A 17,697-nucleotide genomic window follows, 5' to 3' on the forward strand; every position below is an offset into this window, starting at 1 on the left:
ATGCCGTCCGAGCGTCGCGCAGGTGGCTATGTGCTTGTATTCCTGGCTGGTGTCCTGTGGTCAACTGTGGGCTTGGGTATCCGGCTGATCGAGGATTCACTGGTCTGGCAGATTTTGTTGTACAGATCGCTCAGTCTGACCGCGCTGTTGTACATCGTGATCCGCATACGAACCGGGCGCGATCCGTTCAAACTGGCCAGGGCTTCGGGTCTTCCCGGCGTGATTGGTGGCCTGTCTTTGGTTGCAGCCTACACGGGCGGTATTTACGCTGTCCAAAACACGTCGGTCGCCAACGCGATGATACTGTTTGCCAGTGCGCCTTTCATGGCCGCAATCCTGGGCCTTCTGGTGCTGGGCGAACGGGTGCGTCGCGCCACATGGATTGCGATAGCTTTTGCCTTTTTCGGGATCAGCGTCATGGTCTGGGACAATTCCGATAGCTCAGCTGTTTCAGGCAGCCTGGCAGCACTTGGGTCGGCGTTCGGCTTTGCCGTTTTCACAATCGCCCTGCGTTGGGGAAAAAGCGGGGAAATGATGCCGGCGGTCTTCTTATCTGGTATCTTTGCCATCGTAATCATGACGGGTATATGTGCGGTACTCGGGCTTCCATTGATCATTTCCCGGCTTGATGGCGGCATCGCTCTTGGCATGGGCATCTTTCAGGTGGGTGCGGGCCTGGTGCTTTATACAATTGGCTCCAAGACCGTGCCGGCGGCCGAACTGACATTGTTATCCCTGGCCGAGGTTGTACTCGCCCCTTTCTGGGTCTGGCTTGCCTTGGGTGAAACAACCACAACAAATACTTTAATTGGCGGTGTCGTCCTATTAGCTGCAATTGTGGGAAATGCCCTGACCGGTGCCCGCCGGAAGCCACCCGTAACGATCATCTGAAACCTTCCGCATCCGGAATATTTCACAGACTGCAATTAACCCATATCAATCCCGCAAAGAGAACGTTCTGCTAAACTTGGTTTGGCAGGCAGCGCTGTCTGCACGACATCACGATAGGAGTGTTCATATGCGACAGTTACTTATTATACTCGCTTGCACTGCAGGTTTAACCTTGGCGGGCTGCATGGATGCCCGGGACGAACGTATTCTCACCGGCGCGGTGATTGGTGCTGGTGCGGGGTTTATCACGGCCAAGGTATTTGACGCAGACAGTGACTGGATTGTGCTAACAGCCCTCACGGGGGCGGCAATCGGCGCATTGGTGGCCAGGAACACCCGCACCAACGAATGTGCCTACAACAATGGCGACGGCAGATATCGGGTTAGACGTTGTGGCTAAAGCGTTTCGACTTATTGTGCACTCAGCACCATAAGGCTCAACCCCGGTCGCTATCGATGGTGTGGACGTTTCGAGATCAGGTTGCGGATCACCTTGATCTCGAAGCGCTTTAGGCTTACCCGCGCCCGCGATAAGGCGGCACGCCCTGATCGGGTATCCAGACGCCTTCTGGCATCGGCCCTGTCTGATAAAAGACATCGATCGGAATGCCGCCGCGTGGGTACCAGTAGCCACCAATTCGTAGCCATTGTGGGTCCAGAAAATCCGCCAGCCGGCGGGCGATGGAAACGGTGCAATCCTCGTGAAACGCGCCGTGATTCCGGAATGAGCCTAAAAACAATTTCAGAGACTTGCTTTCAACCAACCAGGCCCCCGGTACGTAATCAATTACCAGATGGGCAAAATCCGGCTGCCCCGTCATCGGACAAAGCGAGGTAAATTCCGGCGCCACAAAACGTACGTTATAGGCCACGTCCGCCTGCGGGTTCGGCACCTTTTCCAGTTCGGCCTTTTCGGGACTGTCAGGAAGTTTAGTTTCACCCCCCAACTGTTTGAGATTCTTATAGATATTGTCGTCGTTCATTTTATCCACTCTCAATCAGACACCGCGTTTGTTGCCCCACAACATGACGTGCAATTGCGGCAAGACCCGCGCTTCAAACCACTTGTCGGCGGTCACGCGATCCACAAGCCAGCGCATGCGCTCATCAATGCCGTTCTGATCCACAACCGCTTTGTCATCATCTGGCGGCGGCGGCGTATGGTTGCCAGGCTGCAAATACATCGGAAGGTCGTGATGCCGCTTTGCGACTTCGCGGGCATAAGCATAATCCGCCTCGTCAAAAACGACTACTTTTAAAATGGTATCAGTACCTTGCGCAGCGTTCCTGCAGTCCTGCAAAAGACCCCAATCCGTCTCCATTCCACTTGAGGGTGGCTTGGGGCTGAGCACCAACAAATCCAGGTCCGCAAACCACCTTCTGGCAACCGAGCCTTGAGTTTCCAGCGCAAAGCGATAGCCCTTGGCATGGCCCAATTCAATCAAACCACCCAAGGGTTGGATTGCCGGGTTGCCGCCGGACAGCGACACCATCAACGGAACGCCTCCTGAAAGACGTGAAATTTCGTCTATAACCTCTTGTGAAGTAAACGCTTTCCATGACTCACGGTACTCAGAATCAACGGCGTGCAGGCTGTCACACCAACGGCACCGATAATCGCAGCCGCCTGTTCGGACAAACACCGTGGGCACCCCGATAAGCGCCCCTTCGCCCTGAATGGTAGGTCCGAATATTTCCGACACGCGGATTTTTTCATCAACTTTCACGGCCGGTATTCCGCCCATGTTTTTGGGGTTTCACTGACTTTCGCCGCAGATACTTCGGACCAGCGCGCTTTACACCAGTCGTAAAAATGTCTGGCCAAGTGTTCGGCTGTGACCCGGTCATCGCCCAGAACATCATTGAGATGCCGGTGGTCGAGGGTTTCGTCGATGTACCGCTTCAGCGCTGCAAGATCCAGATAATCACGCACAAAACCATTTGCATTCAACGCTTCACTTTGCAGCTCAATTACAACAACATAGTTGTGGCCATGAAGGCGTGCACATTGGTGATCCTCCGGCAATCCCTTCAGCTGGTGAGAAGCGGAAAAGTGAAATTCCTTGCTGATCCGGTACATCACACACCCGCCTTGTTGACAGCGGTCAGCCAAAAATCAGGATCATCGTATTCAGTGGGGTCATTCACGCCCGCCAGATGAAACGCCTCGCGCCGCTCGACACAGGTTCCGCAACGCCCACAATGACGTTCACCGCCCTTGTAGCATGACCATGTCTGCGCAAATGGGGTGTTATGACGGGCGCCATCGATCACGATATCGGCCTTGGACCCATCAACATAAGGCGTATACAGCCGAACCGTTGCGTATCCGTCCAGCGCCTGATCCTGCATCGCCTGAAACGCAGAGATGAAGGCAGGCCGGCAGTCGGGATAAATGAAATGATCGCCACCATGTACCGCCGTGGCGACGGCATCGGCCTTTTCCGCTGCTGCCATACCAAAGGCAATTGCCAGCATGATCGCATTGCGATTGGGCACGATGGTAAGTTTCATCGTTTCCTCTGCATAATGCCCATCCGGCACATTTATGTTGTCAGTCAGAGCCGACCCGGTCAAAGCCGCGCCAACTGCCTGAATATCAACTGCCTTGAACGGCACCCCAAGACGCGCAGCGCAAGCCGCAGCATAGTCCAGCTCCTTGGAGTGACGTTGCCCATAGTTGAAGGACAAAAGCCCCTTCAACGTATTTTCAGCAGCAACTTTGTGCGCAAGCGATACGGAATCGAGCCCGCCCGAGCAGATGACAATCGTATTCAATTTTCCAGTCCTTGTTTTAGCTATGGGCGGGTAGGCTGCGACCGCCAGGCGAACCATCTAAATTGTCCTGAATAGTTTGGCAAGCCACGTCAAGGCCAGGGCCACTGCGGGCTAATGCCATATCCCGCCATTTTCAGGATCAAAAGCATTCCAAGATAAACCTGACTCATGGGGTTGTCTCGAAATGTGCGTACCCTATTGATACTGCGAGCGCTTCGAAAAAAAACCTGTTTCGCAAGTTGATTATGAAACGCTTTAGCCGTCGTGCAATCTGGCACGCAATTCGGTTTTCAGAACCTTGCCGTAATTGTTCTTGGGCAGTTCAGGCAGCACAAAATAGTCTTTTGGTCTTTTGAACCGGGCGATCTGCTCCAGGCAATGGGTGTCAAGCGCTTCCCGGTCCAGACCCGCCCCTTCTGCAAGCACCACGAATGCAACAATATCTTCCCCCCATTCGGCGCTCTTGCGGCCAACCACGGACACCTCGCTGAGCGATGGATGTGTTAGCAAAACCTCTTCTACTTCACGCGGATAGATGTTTGATCCGCCCGAAATTATCATGTCTTTCGAACGGTCCTGCAGTGTAACATAGCCATCTTCATCCATATGGCCCACATCGCCAGTCAGCAGCCAGCCGTTCACCAGAGTTTTTGCCGTTGCTTCGGGGTTGTTCCAATATCCTGGCATCACAGTATCCCCACGCACCATGATCTCGCCAGCTGTGCCGCGTGGCAGTTCATGGCCCTCGGCACCACCAATCATGACCTCGACCACAGATTGCGCACGTCCCACCGACCCCAGGCGCTCGCGCCAACGTGGCTGGCCCCGGTCGTTTATATCTTTGCGGGACAGCGCCGTTATGGACATCGGGCATTCACCCTGACCGTAAATCTGGATGAACCTGTCGCCAAAGTGATCAACGGCCTCGATGATATCGGCCAAATACATCGGGCCACCGGCATACACCAGGCTTCGCAAACCCTCACCAGTGGCGCCTGATGCCTTTGCATAGGCCGTTAATCGCTTGACCATGGTCGGGGCGGCGAACAAGTGAATGTCGCGATGATGACGCGCCAGATCAAGGATTTCAGCCTCGTCAAACCCTTCGGATATCGGGCAGACATGGCGTGCGCCCATCTGCACATGCAGCATCGCATAGATACCGGCGCCGTGGCTCATTGGGGCGGCATACAGTGTGGCATCACAGGGTCGGACCGGGTCGACATCAACGTGATAAACCAATGACATCGCGATCAGCATGCGATGAGTGATCATAACCCCCTTGGGGCGCCCGGTGGTGCCGGAAGTGTAAAACAACCATGCCAGATCCGTGGGCGCGCGCGCCGTAACCTGTGCCAAAGGCGGCCCCCGCAAGGCCTGCGCATAGTCTGTCCCGGAGATGTCAACAACCCGACCGGACGCACCGGCCTCTAACAGCGCCTCAGCCAAGCCCCGAGATGTCACCGTAAAGCTGGCGCCCGCATTTTCAATGATCCATGCCGCCTCGCGGCCGTGAAGTTTCGCATTTATCGGAACAATTACGGCCCCTGCATACCAGATGCCGCACATGGCAATCAGATAGTCCGGGCAGTTCGTCATAAAAATCGCCACCCGGTTGCCGGGTTGAACGCCCTGTCCCGCTAACCAGCTTGCAAATCGAGCGGCGCGATTGTGGAACTGACCATAGTCCGCCACACAGTCATACCCCAAAAAAATCGCCGGACGTGCCGGGTCTACCTTCGCAATACGTTCCAGCAAAATTGCGATGTTCATGCGTGTCCCCTGTTTTCTGCCACCACAGAAACATCCATTGCCCCGTCAATCAATTGCGTTGAAACACACAAACCGCTTTGCCCGCCGAAAACGCAAGGCACATACATGCCATGACGTCGGAAAACCTGACTTTTATCGTGCGCCACCCGAACAGGTTTCAGGCCCGCAAGCTGGCTGAACTGGTGGCAAAACCGTCAATCATGTCACTGTGATCTCGACGTCTGGTCAAGTTTTTGATTTTTCTCCTCGTAATTTGGCAACTAATATCCCATTTTGCTTGTCAAATGCCCGCTTTTCTAAGGCTGCGGGTTGGCTTATAAGCGACGAAAATAACGCGAGGGTGACGCATGTGCGGGGATCTTCGCAACCGGTCGAGGAACCAGATGCCAAACAAATCTCATGAAACGGACGTGGCCTTTATCAAGGCTCTGGCGGAATTGCTGAACGAAAACGATCTGACAGAATTGCAGGTCAAACGGGAATATGGCGCCGATGACAGCCTGAAAGTGCGGGTAAGCCGCCGCAAGGAAGTGGTGGCGCAAATGGCGGCCGCCCCGGTTGCCGCTGCAGCCCCGGTTGCCGCTGGCGCAGCACCTTCCCCTGCTGCCCCGGCCGGTGAGGCCGCAGACGACCCTGCCAGCCACCCGGGTGTGGTTGCTTCTCCCATGGTCGGCACGATTTACATGCAGGCTGAACCTGGCGCGCCGTCCTTTGTGAGCGTTGGTGATCAGGTCAAAGAGGGTGACACATTGCTGATCGTCGAAGCCATGAAAACCATGAACCACATTCCTGCGCCCCGCGCAGGAACAGTGAAACGTATACTGGTCGACGATGGGGCAGCGGTCGAATATGGCTCCCCTTTGATGATTATCGAATAAGGCCAAACAGATGTTCGACAAGATCCTTGTGGCCAACCGGGGCGAAATTGCCCTTCGTGTCATCCGCGCTGCGCGCGAAATGGGCATTCAGACGGTTGCGGTTCATTCGACTGCGGATGCCGATGCGATGCATGTTCGCATGGCGGATGAATCGGTCTGTATTGGCCCTCCGTCCAGCACCGACAGCTACTTGTCGATCCCAGCCATCATCGCGGCCTGCGAAGTGACCGGCGCCCAAGCGATCCATCCGGGTTACGGTTTTCTCAGTGAAAACGCCAATTTCGTACAGATTGTCGAAGACCACGACCTGACCTTTATCGGACCTACGGCCGAACACATCCGGATAATGGGTGACAAGATCACCGCCAAAGATACGATGAAAGCGCTTGGTGTACCTTGTGTGCCAGGTTCGGACGGGGGCGTGTCCACCTTGAAGGAAGCCCGGAAACTGGGCGAAGAGATGGGTTATCCCGTCATTATCAAGGCCACCGCAGGCGGTGGCGGCCGTGGCATGAAAGTGGCCCAGAACGCCGATGAAATGGAAAGCGCGTTTATGACCGCGCGCTCCGAGGGTAAGGCCGCGTTTGGCAATGACGAGGTCTATATCGAGAAATACCTGACCACGCCGCGCCATATTGAAATTCAGGTCTTTGGCGACGGCAAAGGCAAGGCGGTTCATCTGGGCGAGCGCGACTGTTCCCTCCAGCGGCGCCACCAGAAAGTTTTCGAAGAAGCACCGGGTCCCTGCATTTCAGCTGAAGAACGCGACCGGATTGGGAAAACCTGTGCCGATGCTGTCGCGCGCATAAATTATACAGGCGCCGGCACCATCGAGTTCCTCTACGAAAATGGAGAGTTCTTCTTCATCGAGATGAACACCCGACTTCAGGTTGAACACCCGGTAACAGAAGCCATCTTTGGCGTTGATCTGGTTCAGGAACAGATTCGTGTGGCCGAAGGGCTGCCGATGTCCTTTACCCAAGATGACCTGGAGATTAACGGGCATGCGATTGAAGTTCGTATCAACGCTGAAAAGTTGCCCGACTTCTCGCCTCGCCCTGGCAAGATTACACAATTTCACGCCCCGGGCGGGTTGGGCGTGCGGATGGATTCAGCACTCTATGATGGTTATTCGATCCCACCCTACTACGATTCACTTATCGGCAAGCTCATTGTGCATGGTCGCGACCGGCCCAGTGCCCTGGCGCGCCTGAGCCGGGCGCTTGGAGAATTGATTGTTGACGGTGTGGATACAACGGTTCCGCTTTTCGATGCATTGTTGCAGGAAGAAGATATCCAATCCGGCAATTACAATATCCATTGGCTCGAACGTTGGCTGGAAAACAATCTTCGCGGATGAACCCCCTCGCACGTAATGAAAGTTTTTCGGTTCCCGCGATCATATTCCACGCCAGAATTTTGACCCGATCAAATCCGGATGGAACTCTGGGCGGCGCTCGTAAGGACCGTGCGGCAAATCTGAGCATCTACGACCATCCGCGCACCCACCATTATCCGGCTAAACCGCTGACCTGTGCCAAAACCCCCACTTTTTTGCAGCACCAGAAAAGCGTATTGAATTTGAATGAGCCAGTCTGAATTCTCAATTACCCCAGAGCTTTTATTGCATGCCTACACGGCCGGGATATTCCCGATGTCAGAAAGCCGACATGACCCCGAGATTTTCTGGGTAGACCCGCGCCGCCGGGGGATACTTCCGCTTGACGGGTTTCATATCTCGCGCAGCCTTGCACGCAAGTTGAAGAAGGGCCTGTATTCAGTTGAAATAAATAAAGACTTTTCTGGAGTCGTGGATGCCTGCGCGGACCGGGACGAAACGTGGATCAACACAGAAATTCGCGAACTATACTGCCAGTTGCATCAAATGGGGTGTGCACATTCAATCGAGATTCGGCAAAACGAAAGCCTGATCGGGGGGGTCTACGGCGTGGCCATTGGTGCTGCGTTTTTTGGCGAGAGTATGTTTTCGCGCCAAACCGATGCATCAAAACTGGCATTAGCGTATCTGGTCGACCACCTGCGGCGCTGTGGCTTTACCCTTTTCGACACCCAGTTTATCACACCACATCTAGCGTCCTTGGGCGCCGTGGAAATCAACCGGGCGGCTTATAAATTGCTGCTGGAAGACGCCCTAAAGCGGCCAGCATCCATAGATGCCTGTCCGCTGTGTAAAAATCCCTATTCTGTTTTGCAACGCAACACCCAAACGTCGTAACGCGGGTGCTCTAGCGCATTCAGCGCGGGTGACGATGCCACCATCCAGCCTGAGAACAGAATCTTCTTGGTTTCCGTGTCGCGTATTGTCAGAAAAGCGTAGGCATCACCGGCGGGGTCATCGGCCGGATATCGACATTCATGCAGCTCAACAGTAAGACGCCCAAGTTCAGCCTGCTCTTTATTTGAAAGTTCCAGATTTGAAATCTGGCCATCGACTTTATCGACCCCACGCAACTCTGCACCGGTGCCGCTTGACACTTCCTGCTGTGCCCAAGCCTGGCCGGTAAGCACAAGCATGACGCCCAGTAAGATTGCCCTCATTCGGTAGCATCCGGATTGCCAGCGACGAATTTCATCAACAACGATATCAGACTGACCGAGCCTTGGGTGAATTCGATCTCGTCACCAGCCGCCAAATAGAACGGCGACCCTCCCGGCTGAATTTCTACGAAATTGCCGCCAAGTAGCCCCTCCGAAGAAACCAGAACAGCGCTATCGTCAGGCACTTCAATGCTATCGCGGACAGTGAAAATTGTTTTGGCACGGTAAGTTGCGGGATCTAATTCAACCTGTGTGACCCGACCAACCTTGACACCAGCCATCCGAACATCGGTTCCGATGTCAATCCCATCAGCTGATCGAAAACTGGCGCTAAGCTGATATTCTGTCTGGCCTCCCGATACCCCGGTCAGTTGCCCGGCATAGATCAGGAAACCCGCAGCGGCGGCCAGAACGGCACCACCAACAAGAACTTCTGTTGTGTTTTCAGACATCTGCGTGTGCTATTCTGGGCTCCAGGCCTCGTAATCGCGCCGCTCAGCAGGGGCTTTGCGGCGGATCGAGCCTGCTGGCGCATAGGCCAAGGATGTACCTGTCAGGTTTTCTTCGTGCGGTTTTTCCCAAGACTTGTGCGCCAGGGGGTTATCCGTAGGCGGGTCGTTGAAAGTGTGATGCAGCCAACCGTGCCAGTCAGGACTTACGCGGGAGGCTTCGGCCTCTCCGTTGAAAATCACCCACCGGCGCTTGCTGTCCCGGGTGCGATAATAAATATTACCCTGCTCATCTTCACCAACTTTGACACCTTTGCGCCAGGTGTAGAATTGGGTGTTGAGTGTCTGGCTGTTCCACCAGGTCACTGAGCGTAAAAGCGTGTTCAGAATGCCCATCAAAGCCTCCGCAATTTCACCCATTCTATGCAGCATCTTTTACCAAAGGTCCAGACGCCACGGAAACAACATTTGCCCCCTACACCCCCTTTAGGCCTTTCCAATTTTCTTGGTCCAGAAAAAGTTTTCTTTTCATATAGGGGTGTTTTGCCTTGCCTTGGAGTGCGCCCGGCTTGTCTTTTGAAATGGTTATGACCACGTTATTTTTAACGGTTCACGCTGCGAAACTTGCACGTGAAACCAAAAGCGCTCTTCGAAAACTTTTAGATCTGCCCTAGCGTAATACGAACCCATTTGAAACCGGCAATTGATTGTGCAGCTTCGCCGCTACCATTCCGCATGATGCGCGTTTCATGTCCACCCGGCCTTTAACTTGCGCCTTCATTTTCTTTGCAAAGAAAATTCGCTGATTTATTGGTTGCCCCTGCCCTCGGACGGTCGCGATCACTGAAAGGAAAAGCCCGCGAGAACCACGGGCTTTATGAAACACCAGACAGGGCAATGTGTGTCAGATCAGCCCGCACTGGCGCCTTCTTTTTGGGCATCAGCATAGATTATCAGCGGTGACGCATCCGAGTTGACGGCCTCTTCATTCACTACGACCTCTTCGACATTCTCCATGCTGGGTAATTCGAACATCGTGTCCAGCAGGATATCTTCCAGAATTGACCGCAGGCCCCGGGCGCCGGTCTTACGCAGGATGGCTCGTTTGGCGATCGCGCTCAGCGCGTCTTCGGTGAAGGACAATTGCGCGTCTTCAAGCTCAAAAAGGCGCTGGTACTGCTTGACCAGGGCATTCTTGGGTTTGGTCAGGATTGTGACAAGGGCATCCTCATCCAAATCCTCAAGCGTTGCGATTACCGGCAGACGACCAACAAATTCGGGAATAAGGCCAAATTTCAACAGATCCTCAGGCTCAAGGTCAGTGAATATCTCCCCCACGCCACGGGCGTCTACCTCACGCACATCGGCACCAAACCCCATGGCCGAACCTTTGCCGCGCTGCGCGATGATCTTGTCGAGACCCGCAAAGGCCCCGCCGCAGATAAACAGGATGTTTGTCGTGTCCACCTGAAGAAATTCTTGTTGAGGATGTTTGCGCCCTCCCTGCGGCGGGACAGCGGCCACCGTGCCCTCCATCAGCTTCAAAAGAGCTTGCTGCACACCCTCGCCCGAAACGTCGCGGGTAATCGACGGATTTTCGGATTTGCGGGTTATCTTGTCAACTTCATCAATATAGACGATGCCGCGCTGAGCGCGTTCAACATTGTACTCGGACGACTGCAGAAGCTTGAGGATAATATTTTCTACGTCTTCGCCCACATACCCTGCTTCGGTCAGGGTGGTGGCATCTGCCATTGTAAAGGGCACATCCAGAATCCGCGCCAGCGTTTGTGCCAGCAAGGTTTTACCACAACCAGTTGGGCCGATCAGAAGAATATTTGATTTCTGCAGTTCAATTTCACCAGCTTTTCCAGAATGGTTCAGCCGCTTGTAATGGTTGTGCACCGCCACCGACAAAACCCGTTTGGCCATCGCCTGGCCAATCACATAGTCATCCAGCACATCACAAATATCGCGAGGTGCCGGAACGCCTTCACTGGATTTCAGGCCCGCGGATTTGGTTTCCTCGCGAATGATGTCCATGCACAATTCAACGCATTCATCGCAGATGAACACAGTAGGGCCCGCAATCAATTTGCGCACCTCATGCTGGCTTTTGCCGCAAAAACTACAGTAAAGGGTGTTCTTACTGTCGCTGCCTGAGTTATTCGCCATAACTTACCTTTCGGGCACTGCGCCGCCGCTTTTCCACCATTTCTGGCTTCAAATCACTCCTGCTTACGCTAAGCTTAGGACAGGTGCGGAACGTCCACAACGTGAAAATGCCCGGCATTAGCACAGGCCGGGCAACCAATTATTTCTCCTCGTCATCGCCTTTGACGCGGTTTTCGACGATTTCATCGATCAGGCCCCAGCTCTTGGCCTCTTCAGGCGACATGAAGTTATCGCGTTCAAGTGCCTCTTCCACCTTTTTCAAGGTCTGACCGGTGTGCTTGACATAGATTTCGTTCAGCCGGGTTTTCAGCTTTTGGGTTTCCTGCGCATGGATCATGATATCCGTCGCTTGTCCCTGATACCCCCCCGAAGGTTGATGTACCATAACCCGGCTGTTTGGCAGCGAAAACCGCATGCCTTTCTCGCCGGCCGTCAACAGCAGCGAGCCCATGCTTGCTGCCTGACCGATGACCAGCGTACTGACCTTGGGTTTGATATATTGCATCGTGTCGTAGATCGACAAGCCACTGGTGACCACACCACCGGGGCTGTTGATATACATGCTAATTTCCTTTGAAGGATTCTCGGCCTCAAGATGAAGCAACTGCGCGACAATCAGGCTGGACATGCCATCATGTACCGGTCCGCTCAGGAAGATGATCCGCTCTTTCAGCAGTCGGGAAAAAATATCATAGGCCCGTTCACCGCGGCTTGTCTGTTCCACAACCATCGGGACGAGAGTGTTCATGTATGTCTCATATGGGTCTTGCATATCTGCCTGCCTGCTGAAGTTTTCCGATCCTTAGTGATCAGGTCCTAAGGGAGTCTTAGTGTTGCGCCCAACGGGCTGCAAGAGCGCGAAATGATTTTGTTCCAATGGGTGATCATTCGTTCGCAAACGGTATCGTGCATCACAGACACAATAATGAGCATTTGTTAATTCCGGTTTTGCAGAATGGTTAAAATCGGACTAGTACATTCTCCACCAATCTGATGGATCATGCGCAAAATGCCCCTTCCTGTATTAAACAGCACTATCGATGACGCCGAAATGGACCGCATGGTTGAAAACGCGACGACGGCATCAAATTTTCTGAAGGCAATCAGCCACGAAGGCCGGTTGATGATTCTCTGCCATCTGGCATCCGGTGAGAAATCAGTTACCGAACTGGAAGAATTGCTTTCAGCACGACAGGCGGCTGTCTCACAACAATTGTCGCGACTGAGGCTTGAGGGTCTTGTCACCACGCGCCGCGATGGCAAGGCCATCTTCTACAGTCTGGCCGATGATCGCCCACGCCGGATTATTGAGGTCGTCTATGATTTATTCTGCGCACCAGAAATTTAGGCGCGCAGAATCTAAAAGCCCCGCTTTATCCAGAGGACAGCTTTCAGGCCGCTTTGCCCACTTTGTGGGCTGCAAACACGTCATCCAGCTCGGAATGGTTTACGTGGTTTGAATAGTTCGAAATCGTCTTGACTGCGAGGCCCAGAATGATTTCAAGCAAATGAGCATCACCGTATCCAGCAGCCTTAAAGGCCTCAACTTGCTGGATCGTCGGCAGACCACGAGATTCCCACATCTGATGGGTGAATACGCGCAGCGCCTGAAGCTTTTCGTCATCCAGCGGCCTGCCCTCACGCAAGGCTTCGGTGTTTTCGCGGGACAACTTGGAAACATTCACGGCCAGCATCGAATGTGCCGCAACGCAATAATCACAGCCATTCGCGACTGAGGCAGTCAGAAACACAACCTCTTGTTCTGGCGGCGTGAAATTGCCCGACTCGCGAAACTGAGCGTACCCGTGCAAATAGGTAGACAACAGGCCGGGATTGATCGCCATACCACGGTACATGTTAGGTACAAATCCCAGTTTGGCGCGGGCGCCTTCAAGCAATTCGCTGGCCTGCCCGTTGGCTTCCGCATCGCTGACAGGGGCGGTCTGAATTTTATATTCTGCAGTCACGAACTATCTCCTTCAGTGTTGAGTTCACCGATCAGTTAAGCCTCAATCAACTGCAGAAAAACCACCCTGCCGTTCACCAAAGCGTGAGTTTGGTGTTCTGGCGCAGACCTTGTTGCGCGCAAATGCTGAATCCACCAAAGCAGGCATGTCTCGTGCCTGCGAAGTGTCAGATTTTTTCCTGAGTGTATTTGCGCAACTCTGTCCGCGCCACCTGCCGCCGATGCACGGCGTCAGGGCCGTCTGCCAGACGTAGAGTCCGCACGTGTGTCCACATTGCGGCCAATGGCACATCCTGACTGATACCCTGCGCTCCAAACATCTGCACGGCTTCGTCAATCACCTTAAGCGACACGCGGGGCGCCACAACCTTGATCTGGCTGATCCACGGTGCAGCGGAACGCGCATCACCCTGGTCCATCATCCACGCTGCTTTTAGACATAATAAACGTGCCTGCTCGATCTCCATCCGGCATTCGGAAATGATATCGTAATTCGCTCCCAGTTGCGCGATTTTCTTGCCAAACGCCTCGCGTTGCAGGCTGCGTCTGCACATCAACTCCAGCGCCGTTTCGGCCTGCCCGATTGCACGCATGCAATGATGGATCCGCCCAGGCCCAAGCCGTCCCTGCGCAATTTCAAATCCTCGGCCTTCTCCCAATAACATGTTTTCGGCAGGCACCCGCACATCGGTAAACCTAATATGCATGTGCCCGTGCGGCGCATCGTCATGGCCGTAAACCTGCATCGGACGCAGCTTTTCAATTCCTGCCGCGTCGGCGGGCACAACAATCATGGAATGGCGCTGATGCTTCGGCAAAGCGTCGTCACCGGTTTTGACCATGACTATATAAACGGCACAGCGCGGGTCTCCTGCGCCAGTGGCCCACCATTTTTCGCCGTTCAGCACATAGTCATCACCGTCGCGGATGCAGGACATGGAAATGTTGGTGGCGTCCGAACTGGCGACATCCGGTTCTGTCATCAGGTAAGCGCTGCGGATCACACCCTCTAGCAATGGGGTCAACCAGCGGGTTTTCATCGCCTCATTGCCGTATCGTTCAAATACTTCCATATTGCCCGTATCGGGCGCGTTGCAGTTGAACACTTCGGCTGCCATTGGGGATTTACCCATTTCTTCAGCAAAATAGGCATATTCAACGGTAGTGAGGCCAAATCCGCGCGCGCTGTCCGTCAACCAGAAATTCCACAAGCCTTCTGCTTTTGCGCGGGCTTTCAGCCCTTCAAGTATCTCGGACTGCCGCGGCGTGTATTCCCAACGCTCTCCTTTTGCGACCTCGGCGTGATACTCTGCCTCAAGAGGCATGATTTCCTCCCGAACAATGTTGGCAACACGCGCAAGCAGCGCTTCATTTTCCGGTCGCATTCCCAAATTCATTTCCATCACCAATCTCCAGATCTCGTATTGCCGTCATTCCCATCCCTTACGCCACAACCTTCGCGAAAAGGAAATATCCGCTTAGGGTTGCAATTCGGAAAAAGGGTCAAAACCTGACCCCGGAATGCCCCAAGAAAGGCCACAAACCAAGTAGATAAACACAATAGCCAGGCAGCTTAACTCGGTCAGTCCGAACCGACAGCGCACCGGCGCCTGAGAATAACAAGTCGTTGAGTAATAGGTTACCATGCGGATCAATACAGAAACCCAAAGAACACCGGGTACAACAAGTGCGGTCACCTGTTTTACGTCCGGCACTGCCATCACAACCCTTCGCGGAAAATTACCCGTGGAAACTCTGCGTGCCGAAGACAAGGTTTTGACCCGGGACCGGGGATTTCAACCCATTCTGTGGGTTGGATCCCGCAAACTATGCCCGGAAGAGATTCCGACAGACACCAACCATAGCCCGATTTTGATAAAAGCTGGTGCGCTTGGTCCCGGACTTCCCGAGAAGGACATGAGAATCTCGCCGCGCCACCGGGTGTTGACCACTGACAAGGCAATTCTGTCCAATCTCGAGGAGCCCGAAGCGCTGATCGAAGCACGGGCACTTGTCGGACAACCGGGGATCACCAAAGTCACAGGAGCAGGGATTCAGTATTTCCATTTATTGTTCGAGCAACACGAAATCATCCTTTCGGAAAACACCTGGACCGAAAGCTTTCATCTGGGGCGTTCAGTCGTCGATTCTTTGCAAAAGGCGCAGCGCACCGAAATTCTGTCTGTTGTTCCCGGTGCCTATTCAGATGGCCAGATACCGGTGCAGCGCCTGGCACGGCATTGTATTGCAGACAACATGGGCCAAACAAAACTGGTTGCCTGATCTTTCAAGATAACTTCAATGGGCCTGCATCTCGGCCAAAAGGCGCCGCGGCGCTAAAGGTGTCAGACTTTAATTTTCAGAAATCGAGTGCGGGGTGGTGCCCAAGGCGAGACTCGAACTCGCACGATATTGCTACCGGGGGATTTTGAATCCCCTGCGTCTACCATTCCGCCACTTGGGCCCGGTTTGAACCTCTAGCGAAGCGCGCGCGCGACGTCCAGTACCTGTTGCGCGTTTTTTGCCTTTCGCCAGACCGCAAGACTTGACCCGATCTGCGCGACATGGTCAGAGGCAGTACATAACTTGTCGAAAGTTCCAAAATAATGTTGCGACGCCTCTACGACTGGACAATCCGGATGGCCGATCACCCGCGCGCTTTGTGGGTGCTTGCCGTGGTTTCATTCGTGGAAAGTTCGGTTTTTCCGATCCCGCCGGATGTTCTGATGATCCCGATGATCCTGGCACGCCCCAGCCGGGCCTGGCTGATTGCATTTGTTGCGTTGCTTTCATCTGTCATTGGCGGTTTGCTCGGCTATGCCATCGGCGCGCTGGCCTATCAGGAGATTGGTCAGCCGATTCTTGAAAGCCTTGGCAAAGGTGACGCTGTGGAAGCCTTTGGCGAGCGCTTCAATGACTTTGGTTTCTGGGCGGTTCTTGCAGCCGGCATAACGCCCTTTCCCTACAAGGTTATCACCATCATGTCCGGATGGACCGGCATGCCGCTTTTCACCTTCGTTGCAACATCAATTCTTGCGCGCGGCTTACGGTTTTTCATCGTTGCCGGATTGCTCTGGAAATTTGGCGCCCCGGTTCGTGATTTCATCGAGAAGCGTTTGGGCTTGTTGACAATCATTTTTGTGGTGTTGTTATTCGGCGGTTTCTACCTTGTGAGACACCTATGATAGCGCCCACTCGTCGGAAGCTCATCCTCATTGCCGCTGGTGGCTCGGCGTTTATGATGCTGGGTGCCCTCGCCTTTCAGCATATCGGTGGCATGGCACCCTGCAAGCTTTGTATCTGGCAACGTTGGCCGCATGTCATTGCAATTGCCATCGGGCTTGTCGCACTGGCGTGGCCACGGGCCATTCTGATCCTGACCGGGGCTGTGGCCGCCCTGACAACCGCCGGTATCGGCTTCTATCACACCGGTGTTGAAAGAAGTTGGTGGGAAGGGCCGACATCCTGCACCTCCTCGGGCAGCTCGGGCATGTCCGCAGATGACCTGTTTGACCAGATCATGGCAGCCCATTTGGTCAGATGCGACGAGGTGCCCTGGGAAATGTTTGGCCTCTCGATGGCCAGCTGGAACGGGGTTGTTTCTTTGGGGTTGGCCATGATTTGGATGATGGCGCTGCGCCAGAACTGACAGCCCCTGTTCATATCAGACCAGAGCGCCGTGCTCAGCGGGCCGATTTACGTGTGCTGAGCAGCAGGCTGGTTTCGGAATTGGCAATGCCGTCGAAACGCCTGATCTGGGCCAATACGGCATCAAGATCTTCTAATGTAGTTGTTCCGATTTCAACGATAACATCCCACCGGCCATTGGTGGTATGTGTTGCGCGCACGGCACTGAGGCCATTGAGCTGGCGGATGACCCTGTCTGTCCCCCGACCCTCGATCCCCAGCATCATAAGCCCTCTCACCGGATCGAATGCCGCATCGCCTTTCAGAACAACTGTGAAACCCACAATGTCCCCAGACCGCCGCAGCCGTTCGATCCGGCCCCGCACGGTGGTACGAGAGACCCCTAAGGCCAGCGCCAGATCAGATAAAGAAGCGCGCGCATTATGGCGCAACTCGGATATCAGTTTTTGATCGATTTCATCCATTCTGGCAGATTTAGCCTCCGTTACGAACAAAAGGAACCCATTTAGTGCAAAATAGGCTCTATTTTTCAACTCATTTTGGAAAGAATCTCACGTCAACTCCTGAAATCTTAAGAGGC

The 17,697-nt window shown here is 54.1% G+C and carries 22 protein-coding genes and 1 tRNA gene; 9 read left to right on the top strand and 14 right to left on the bottom strand.

Translation table 11 applies throughout. From position 1 onward, the window contains the following. Both PEL8287_RS02760 and PEL8287_RS02765 read left to right on the top strand, forming a co-directional pair. Entirely contained in the window at positions 1-891 is an 891-nt protein-coding gene (locus PEL8287_RS02760) for a DMT family transporter (protein WP_085890806.1), read from the top strand. Positions 892-1,018: 127 nt separating this feature from the next. After that, on the top strand, positions 1,019-1,291 hold the full coding sequence (locus PEL8287_RS02765) for a YMGG-like glycine zipper-containing protein (RefSeq protein WP_085890807.1): 273 nt from the start codon (positions 1,019-1,021) through the stop codon (positions 1,289-1,291). Positions 1,292-1,406: 115 nt separating this feature from the next. On the opposite strand, the gene queF is transcribed toward PEL8287_RS02765, so the two are convergent. The 5 genes from queF to PEL8287_RS02790 form a co-directional block, all read right to left on the bottom strand. Next, a complete protein-coding gene (gene queF / locus PEL8287_RS02770) occupies positions 1,407-1,874 on the bottom strand; it encodes a preQ(1) synthase (protein ID WP_085890808.1) in 468 nt (155 codons plus the stop codon). A gap of 15 nt (positions 1,875-1,889) precedes the next feature. Next, positions 1,890-2,636 (bottom strand): 7-carboxy-7-deazaguanine synthase QueE, encoded by a 747-nt coding sequence (gene queE / locus PEL8287_RS02775; protein WP_085890809.1) that lies wholly within the window; start codon positions 2,634-2,636, stop codon positions 1,890-1,892. Continuing rightward, the gene (queD, locus tag PEL8287_RS02780; protein ID WP_085890810.1) at positions 2,615-2,971 is read right to left on the bottom strand and encodes a 6-carboxytetrahydropterin synthase QueD; all 357 of its coding nucleotides are present in this window, start codon (positions 2,969-2,971) and stop codon (positions 2,615-2,617) included. The genes queE and queD overlap by 22 nt, the downstream gene beginning before the upstream one ends. Further along, entirely contained in the window at positions 2,971-3,669 is a 699-nt protein-coding gene (gene queC / locus PEL8287_RS02785) for a 7-cyano-7-deazaguanine synthase QueC (RefSeq protein ID WP_085890811.1), read from the bottom strand. Before queC ends, queD begins: the two co-directional genes overlap by 1 nt. Positions 3,670-3,924: 255 nt before the next feature. Next, positions 3,925-5,442, bottom strand: coding sequence for a class I adenylate-forming enzyme family protein (locus PEL8287_RS02790; RefSeq protein ID WP_085890812.1), 1,518 nt, complete (start codon positions 5,440-5,442; stop codon positions 3,925-3,927). Positions 5,443-5,825: 383 nt separating this feature from the next. Between PEL8287_RS02790 and accB the strand changes: the two genes are divergently transcribed. The 3 genes from accB (at position 5,826) to aat (ending at position 8,556) form a co-directional block, all read left to right on the top strand. Continuing rightward, positions 5,826-6,320, top strand: coding sequence for an acetyl-CoA carboxylase biotin carboxyl carrier protein (accB, locus tag PEL8287_RS02795; RefSeq protein ID WP_085890813.1), 495 nt, complete (start codon positions 5,826-5,828; stop codon positions 6,318-6,320). A gap of 10 nt (positions 6,321-6,330) precedes the next feature. Beyond that, positions 6,331-7,680, top strand: coding sequence for an acetyl-CoA carboxylase biotin carboxylase subunit (gene accC / locus PEL8287_RS02800; RefSeq protein ID WP_085890814.1), 1,350 nt, complete (start codon positions 6,331-6,333; stop codon positions 7,678-7,680). Positions 7,681-7,905: 225 nt separating this feature from the next. Beyond that, positions 7,906-8,556 (top strand): leucyl/phenylalanyl-tRNA--protein transferase, encoded by a 651-nt coding sequence (gene aat / locus PEL8287_RS02810; protein WP_085890816.1) that lies wholly within the window; start codon positions 7,906-7,908, stop codon positions 8,554-8,556. On the opposite strand, the gene PEL8287_RS02815 is transcribed toward aat, so the two are convergent. The 5 genes from PEL8287_RS02815 to PEL8287_RS02835 form a co-directional block, all read right to left on the bottom strand. Further along, positions 8,520-8,879 carry a DUF2155 domain-containing protein gene (locus tag PEL8287_RS02815; RefSeq protein WP_085890817.1) on the bottom strand — a complete coding sequence of 120 codons (360 nt, stop codon included), beginning with the start codon at positions 8,877-8,879 and terminating at the stop codon, positions 8,520-8,522. The two genes, aat and PEL8287_RS02815, sit on opposite strands and share 37 nt — an antisense overlap. Beyond that, entirely contained in the window at positions 8,876-9,331 is a 456-nt protein-coding gene (gene mlaD / locus PEL8287_RS02820) for an outer membrane lipid asymmetry maintenance protein MlaD (protein WP_085890818.1), read from the bottom strand. Before mlaD ends, PEL8287_RS02815 begins: the two co-directional genes overlap by 4 nt. Positions 9,332-9,340: 9 nt before the next feature. Further along, on the bottom strand, positions 9,341-9,724 hold the full coding sequence (locus tag PEL8287_RS02825; protein ID WP_085890975.1) for an NADH:ubiquinone oxidoreductase subunit NDUFA12: 384 nt from the start codon (positions 9,722-9,724) through the stop codon (positions 9,341-9,343). Between the two features lie 513 nt (positions 9,725-10,237). Beyond that, positions 10,238-11,503, bottom strand: coding sequence for an ATP-dependent Clp protease ATP-binding subunit ClpX (clpX, locus tag PEL8287_RS02830; protein WP_085890819.1), 1,266 nt, complete (start codon positions 11,501-11,503; stop codon positions 10,238-10,240). A gap of 139 nt (positions 11,504-11,642) precedes the next feature. Continuing rightward, positions 11,643-12,275 carry an ATP-dependent Clp protease proteolytic subunit gene (locus PEL8287_RS02835; RefSeq protein ID WP_085890820.1) on the bottom strand — a complete coding sequence of 211 codons (633 nt, stop codon included), beginning with the start codon at positions 12,273-12,275 and terminating at the stop codon, positions 11,643-11,645. Between the two features lie 237 nt (positions 12,276-12,512). Here PEL8287_RS02835 and PEL8287_RS02840 point away from each other — a divergent pair, with 237 nt between their 5' ends. Beyond that, positions 12,513-12,851: an ArsR/SmtB family transcription factor gene (locus tag PEL8287_RS02840; RefSeq protein WP_085890976.1), complete on the top strand. Its 339-nt coding sequence runs from the start codon at positions 12,513-12,515 to the stop codon at positions 12,849-12,851. A gap of 43 nt (positions 12,852-12,894) precedes the next feature. Here PEL8287_RS02840 and PEL8287_RS02845 read toward each other — a convergent pair whose 3' ends face one another. Together PEL8287_RS02845 and PEL8287_RS02850 are read right to left on the bottom strand one after the other, a co-directional pair. After that, entirely contained in the window at positions 12,895-13,470 is a 576-nt protein-coding gene (locus tag PEL8287_RS02845; RefSeq protein WP_235862136.1) for a carboxymuconolactone decarboxylase family protein, read from the bottom strand. A gap of 166 nt (positions 13,471-13,636) precedes the next feature. Beyond that, the gene (locus PEL8287_RS02850; RefSeq protein WP_085890821.1) at positions 13,637-14,872 is read right to left on the bottom strand and encodes an acyl-CoA dehydrogenase family protein; all 1,236 of its coding nucleotides are present in this window, start codon (positions 14,870-14,872) and stop codon (positions 13,637-13,639) included. A 241-nt stretch (positions 14,873-15,113) separates the two neighbouring features. On the opposite strand from PEL8287_RS02850, the gene PEL8287_RS02855 reads away from it, so the two are divergent. Further along, complete coding sequence (locus tag PEL8287_RS02855; RefSeq protein ID WP_085890822.1) at positions 15,114-15,752, top strand: Hint domain-containing protein; 639 nt, start codon at positions 15,114-15,116, stop codon at positions 15,750-15,752. Between the two features lie 95 nt (positions 15,753-15,847). On the opposite strand, the gene PEL8287_RS02860 is transcribed toward PEL8287_RS02855, so the two are convergent. Then, positions 15,848-15,933: transfer RNA gene (locus PEL8287_RS02860), tRNA-Leu, on the bottom strand. Between the two features lie 142 nt (positions 15,934-16,075). On the opposite strand from PEL8287_RS02860, the gene PEL8287_RS02865 reads away from it, so the two are divergent. Together PEL8287_RS02865 and PEL8287_RS02870 are read left to right on the top strand one after the other, a co-directional pair. After that, positions 16,076-16,654 (top strand): YqaA family protein, encoded by a 579-nt coding sequence (locus PEL8287_RS02865; RefSeq protein ID WP_085890823.1) that lies wholly within the window; start codon positions 16,076-16,078, stop codon positions 16,652-16,654. After that, positions 16,651-17,118, top strand: coding sequence for a disulfide bond formation protein B (locus PEL8287_RS02870; RefSeq protein WP_085890824.1), 468 nt, complete (start codon positions 16,651-16,653; stop codon positions 17,116-17,118). Before PEL8287_RS02865 ends, PEL8287_RS02870 begins: the two co-directional genes overlap by 4 nt. Positions 17,119-17,152: 34 nt before the next feature. Here the strand turns inward: PEL8287_RS02870 and PEL8287_RS02875 are convergent, their stop codons facing one another. Further along, positions 17,153-17,581, bottom strand: coding sequence for an Lrp/AsnC family transcriptional regulator (locus PEL8287_RS02875; RefSeq protein ID WP_085890825.1), 429 nt, complete (start codon positions 17,579-17,581; stop codon positions 17,153-17,155). Between the last annotated feature and the right edge of the window lie 116 nt (positions 17,582-17,697).

The sequence above is a fragment of the Roseovarius litorisediminis genome, from assembly GCF_900172295.1.
In the GTDB taxonomy this organism is placed as follows: Bacteria; Pseudomonadota; Alphaproteobacteria; order Rhodobacterales; family Rhodobacteraceae; genus Roseovarius; species Roseovarius litorisediminis.

What these genes read in the sequence shown, in the direction of transcription:
- PEL8287_RS02760 (WP_085890806.1), top strand. Translation starts at nt 1, where the DNA reads ATGCCGTCCGAGCGTCGCGCAGGTGGCTATGTGCTTGTATTCCTGGCT.
- PEL8287_RS02765 (WP_085890807.1), top strand. Translation starts at nt 1,019, where the DNA reads ATGCGACAGTTACTTATTATACTCGCTTGCACTGCAGGTTTAACCTTG.
- queF (WP_085890808.1), bottom strand. Translation starts at nt 1,874, where the DNA reads ATGAACGACGACAATATCTATAAGAATCTCAAACAGTTGGGGGGTGAA.
- queE (WP_085890809.1), bottom strand. Translation starts at nt 2,636, where the DNA reads ATGGGCGGAATACCGGCCGTGAAAGTTGATGAAAAAATCCGCGTGTCG.
- queD (WP_085890810.1), bottom strand. Translation starts at nt 2,971, where the DNA reads ATGTACCGGATCAGCAAGGAATTTCACTTTTCCGCTTCTCACCAGCTG.
- PEL8287_RS02790 (WP_085890812.1), bottom strand. Translation starts at nt 5,442, where the DNA reads ATGAACATCGCAATTTTGCTGGAACGTATTGCGAAGGTAGACCCGGCA.
- accB (WP_085890813.1), top strand. Translation starts at nt 5,826, where the DNA reads ATGCCAAACAAATCTCATGAAACGGACGTGGCCTTTATCAAGGCTCTG.
- accC (WP_085890814.1), top strand. Translation starts at nt 6,331, where the DNA reads ATGTTCGACAAGATCCTTGTGGCCAACCGGGGCGAAATTGCCCTTCGT.
- aat (WP_085890816.1), top strand. Translation starts at nt 7,906, where the DNA reads ATGAGCCAGTCTGAATTCTCAATTACCCCAGAGCTTTTATTGCATGCC.
- PEL8287_RS02815 (WP_085890817.1), bottom strand. Translation starts at nt 8,879, where the DNA reads ATGAGGGCAATCTTACTGGGCGTCATGCTTGTGCTTACCGGCCAGGCT.
- mlaD (WP_085890818.1), bottom strand. Translation starts at nt 9,331, where the DNA reads ATGTCTGAAAACACAACAGAAGTTCTTGTTGGTGGTGCCGTTCTGGCC.
- PEL8287_RS02825 (WP_085890975.1), bottom strand. Translation starts at nt 9,724, where the DNA reads ATGGGCATTCTGAACACGCTTTTACGCTCAGTGACCTGGTGGAACAGC.
- clpX (WP_085890819.1), bottom strand. Translation starts at nt 11,503, where the DNA reads ATGGCGAATAACTCAGGCAGCGACAGTAAGAACACCCTTTACTGTAGT.
- PEL8287_RS02835 (WP_085890820.1), bottom strand. Translation starts at nt 12,275, where the DNA reads ATGCAAGACCCATATGAGACATACATGAACACTCTCGTCCCGATGGTT.
- PEL8287_RS02840 (WP_085890976.1), top strand. Translation starts at nt 12,513, where the DNA reads ATGCCCCTTCCTGTATTAAACAGCACTATCGATGACGCCGAAATGGAC.
- PEL8287_RS02850 (WP_085890821.1), bottom strand. Translation starts at nt 14,872, where the DNA reads ATGGAAATGAATTTGGGAATGCGACCGGAAAATGAAGCGCTGCTTGCG.
- PEL8287_RS02855 (WP_085890822.1), top strand. Translation starts at nt 15,114, where the DNA reads ATGCGGATCAATACAGAAACCCAAAGAACACCGGGTACAACAAGTGCG.
- PEL8287_RS02865 (WP_085890823.1), top strand. Translation starts at nt 16,076, where the DNA reads ATGTTGCGACGCCTCTACGACTGGACAATCCGGATGGCCGATCACCCG.
- PEL8287_RS02870 (WP_085890824.1), top strand. Translation starts at nt 16,651, where the DNA reads ATGATAGCGCCCACTCGTCGGAAGCTCATCCTCATTGCCGCTGGTGGC.
- PEL8287_RS02875 (WP_085890825.1), bottom strand. Translation starts at nt 17,581, where the DNA reads ATGGATGAAATCGATCAAAAACTGATATCCGAGTTGCGCCATAATGCG.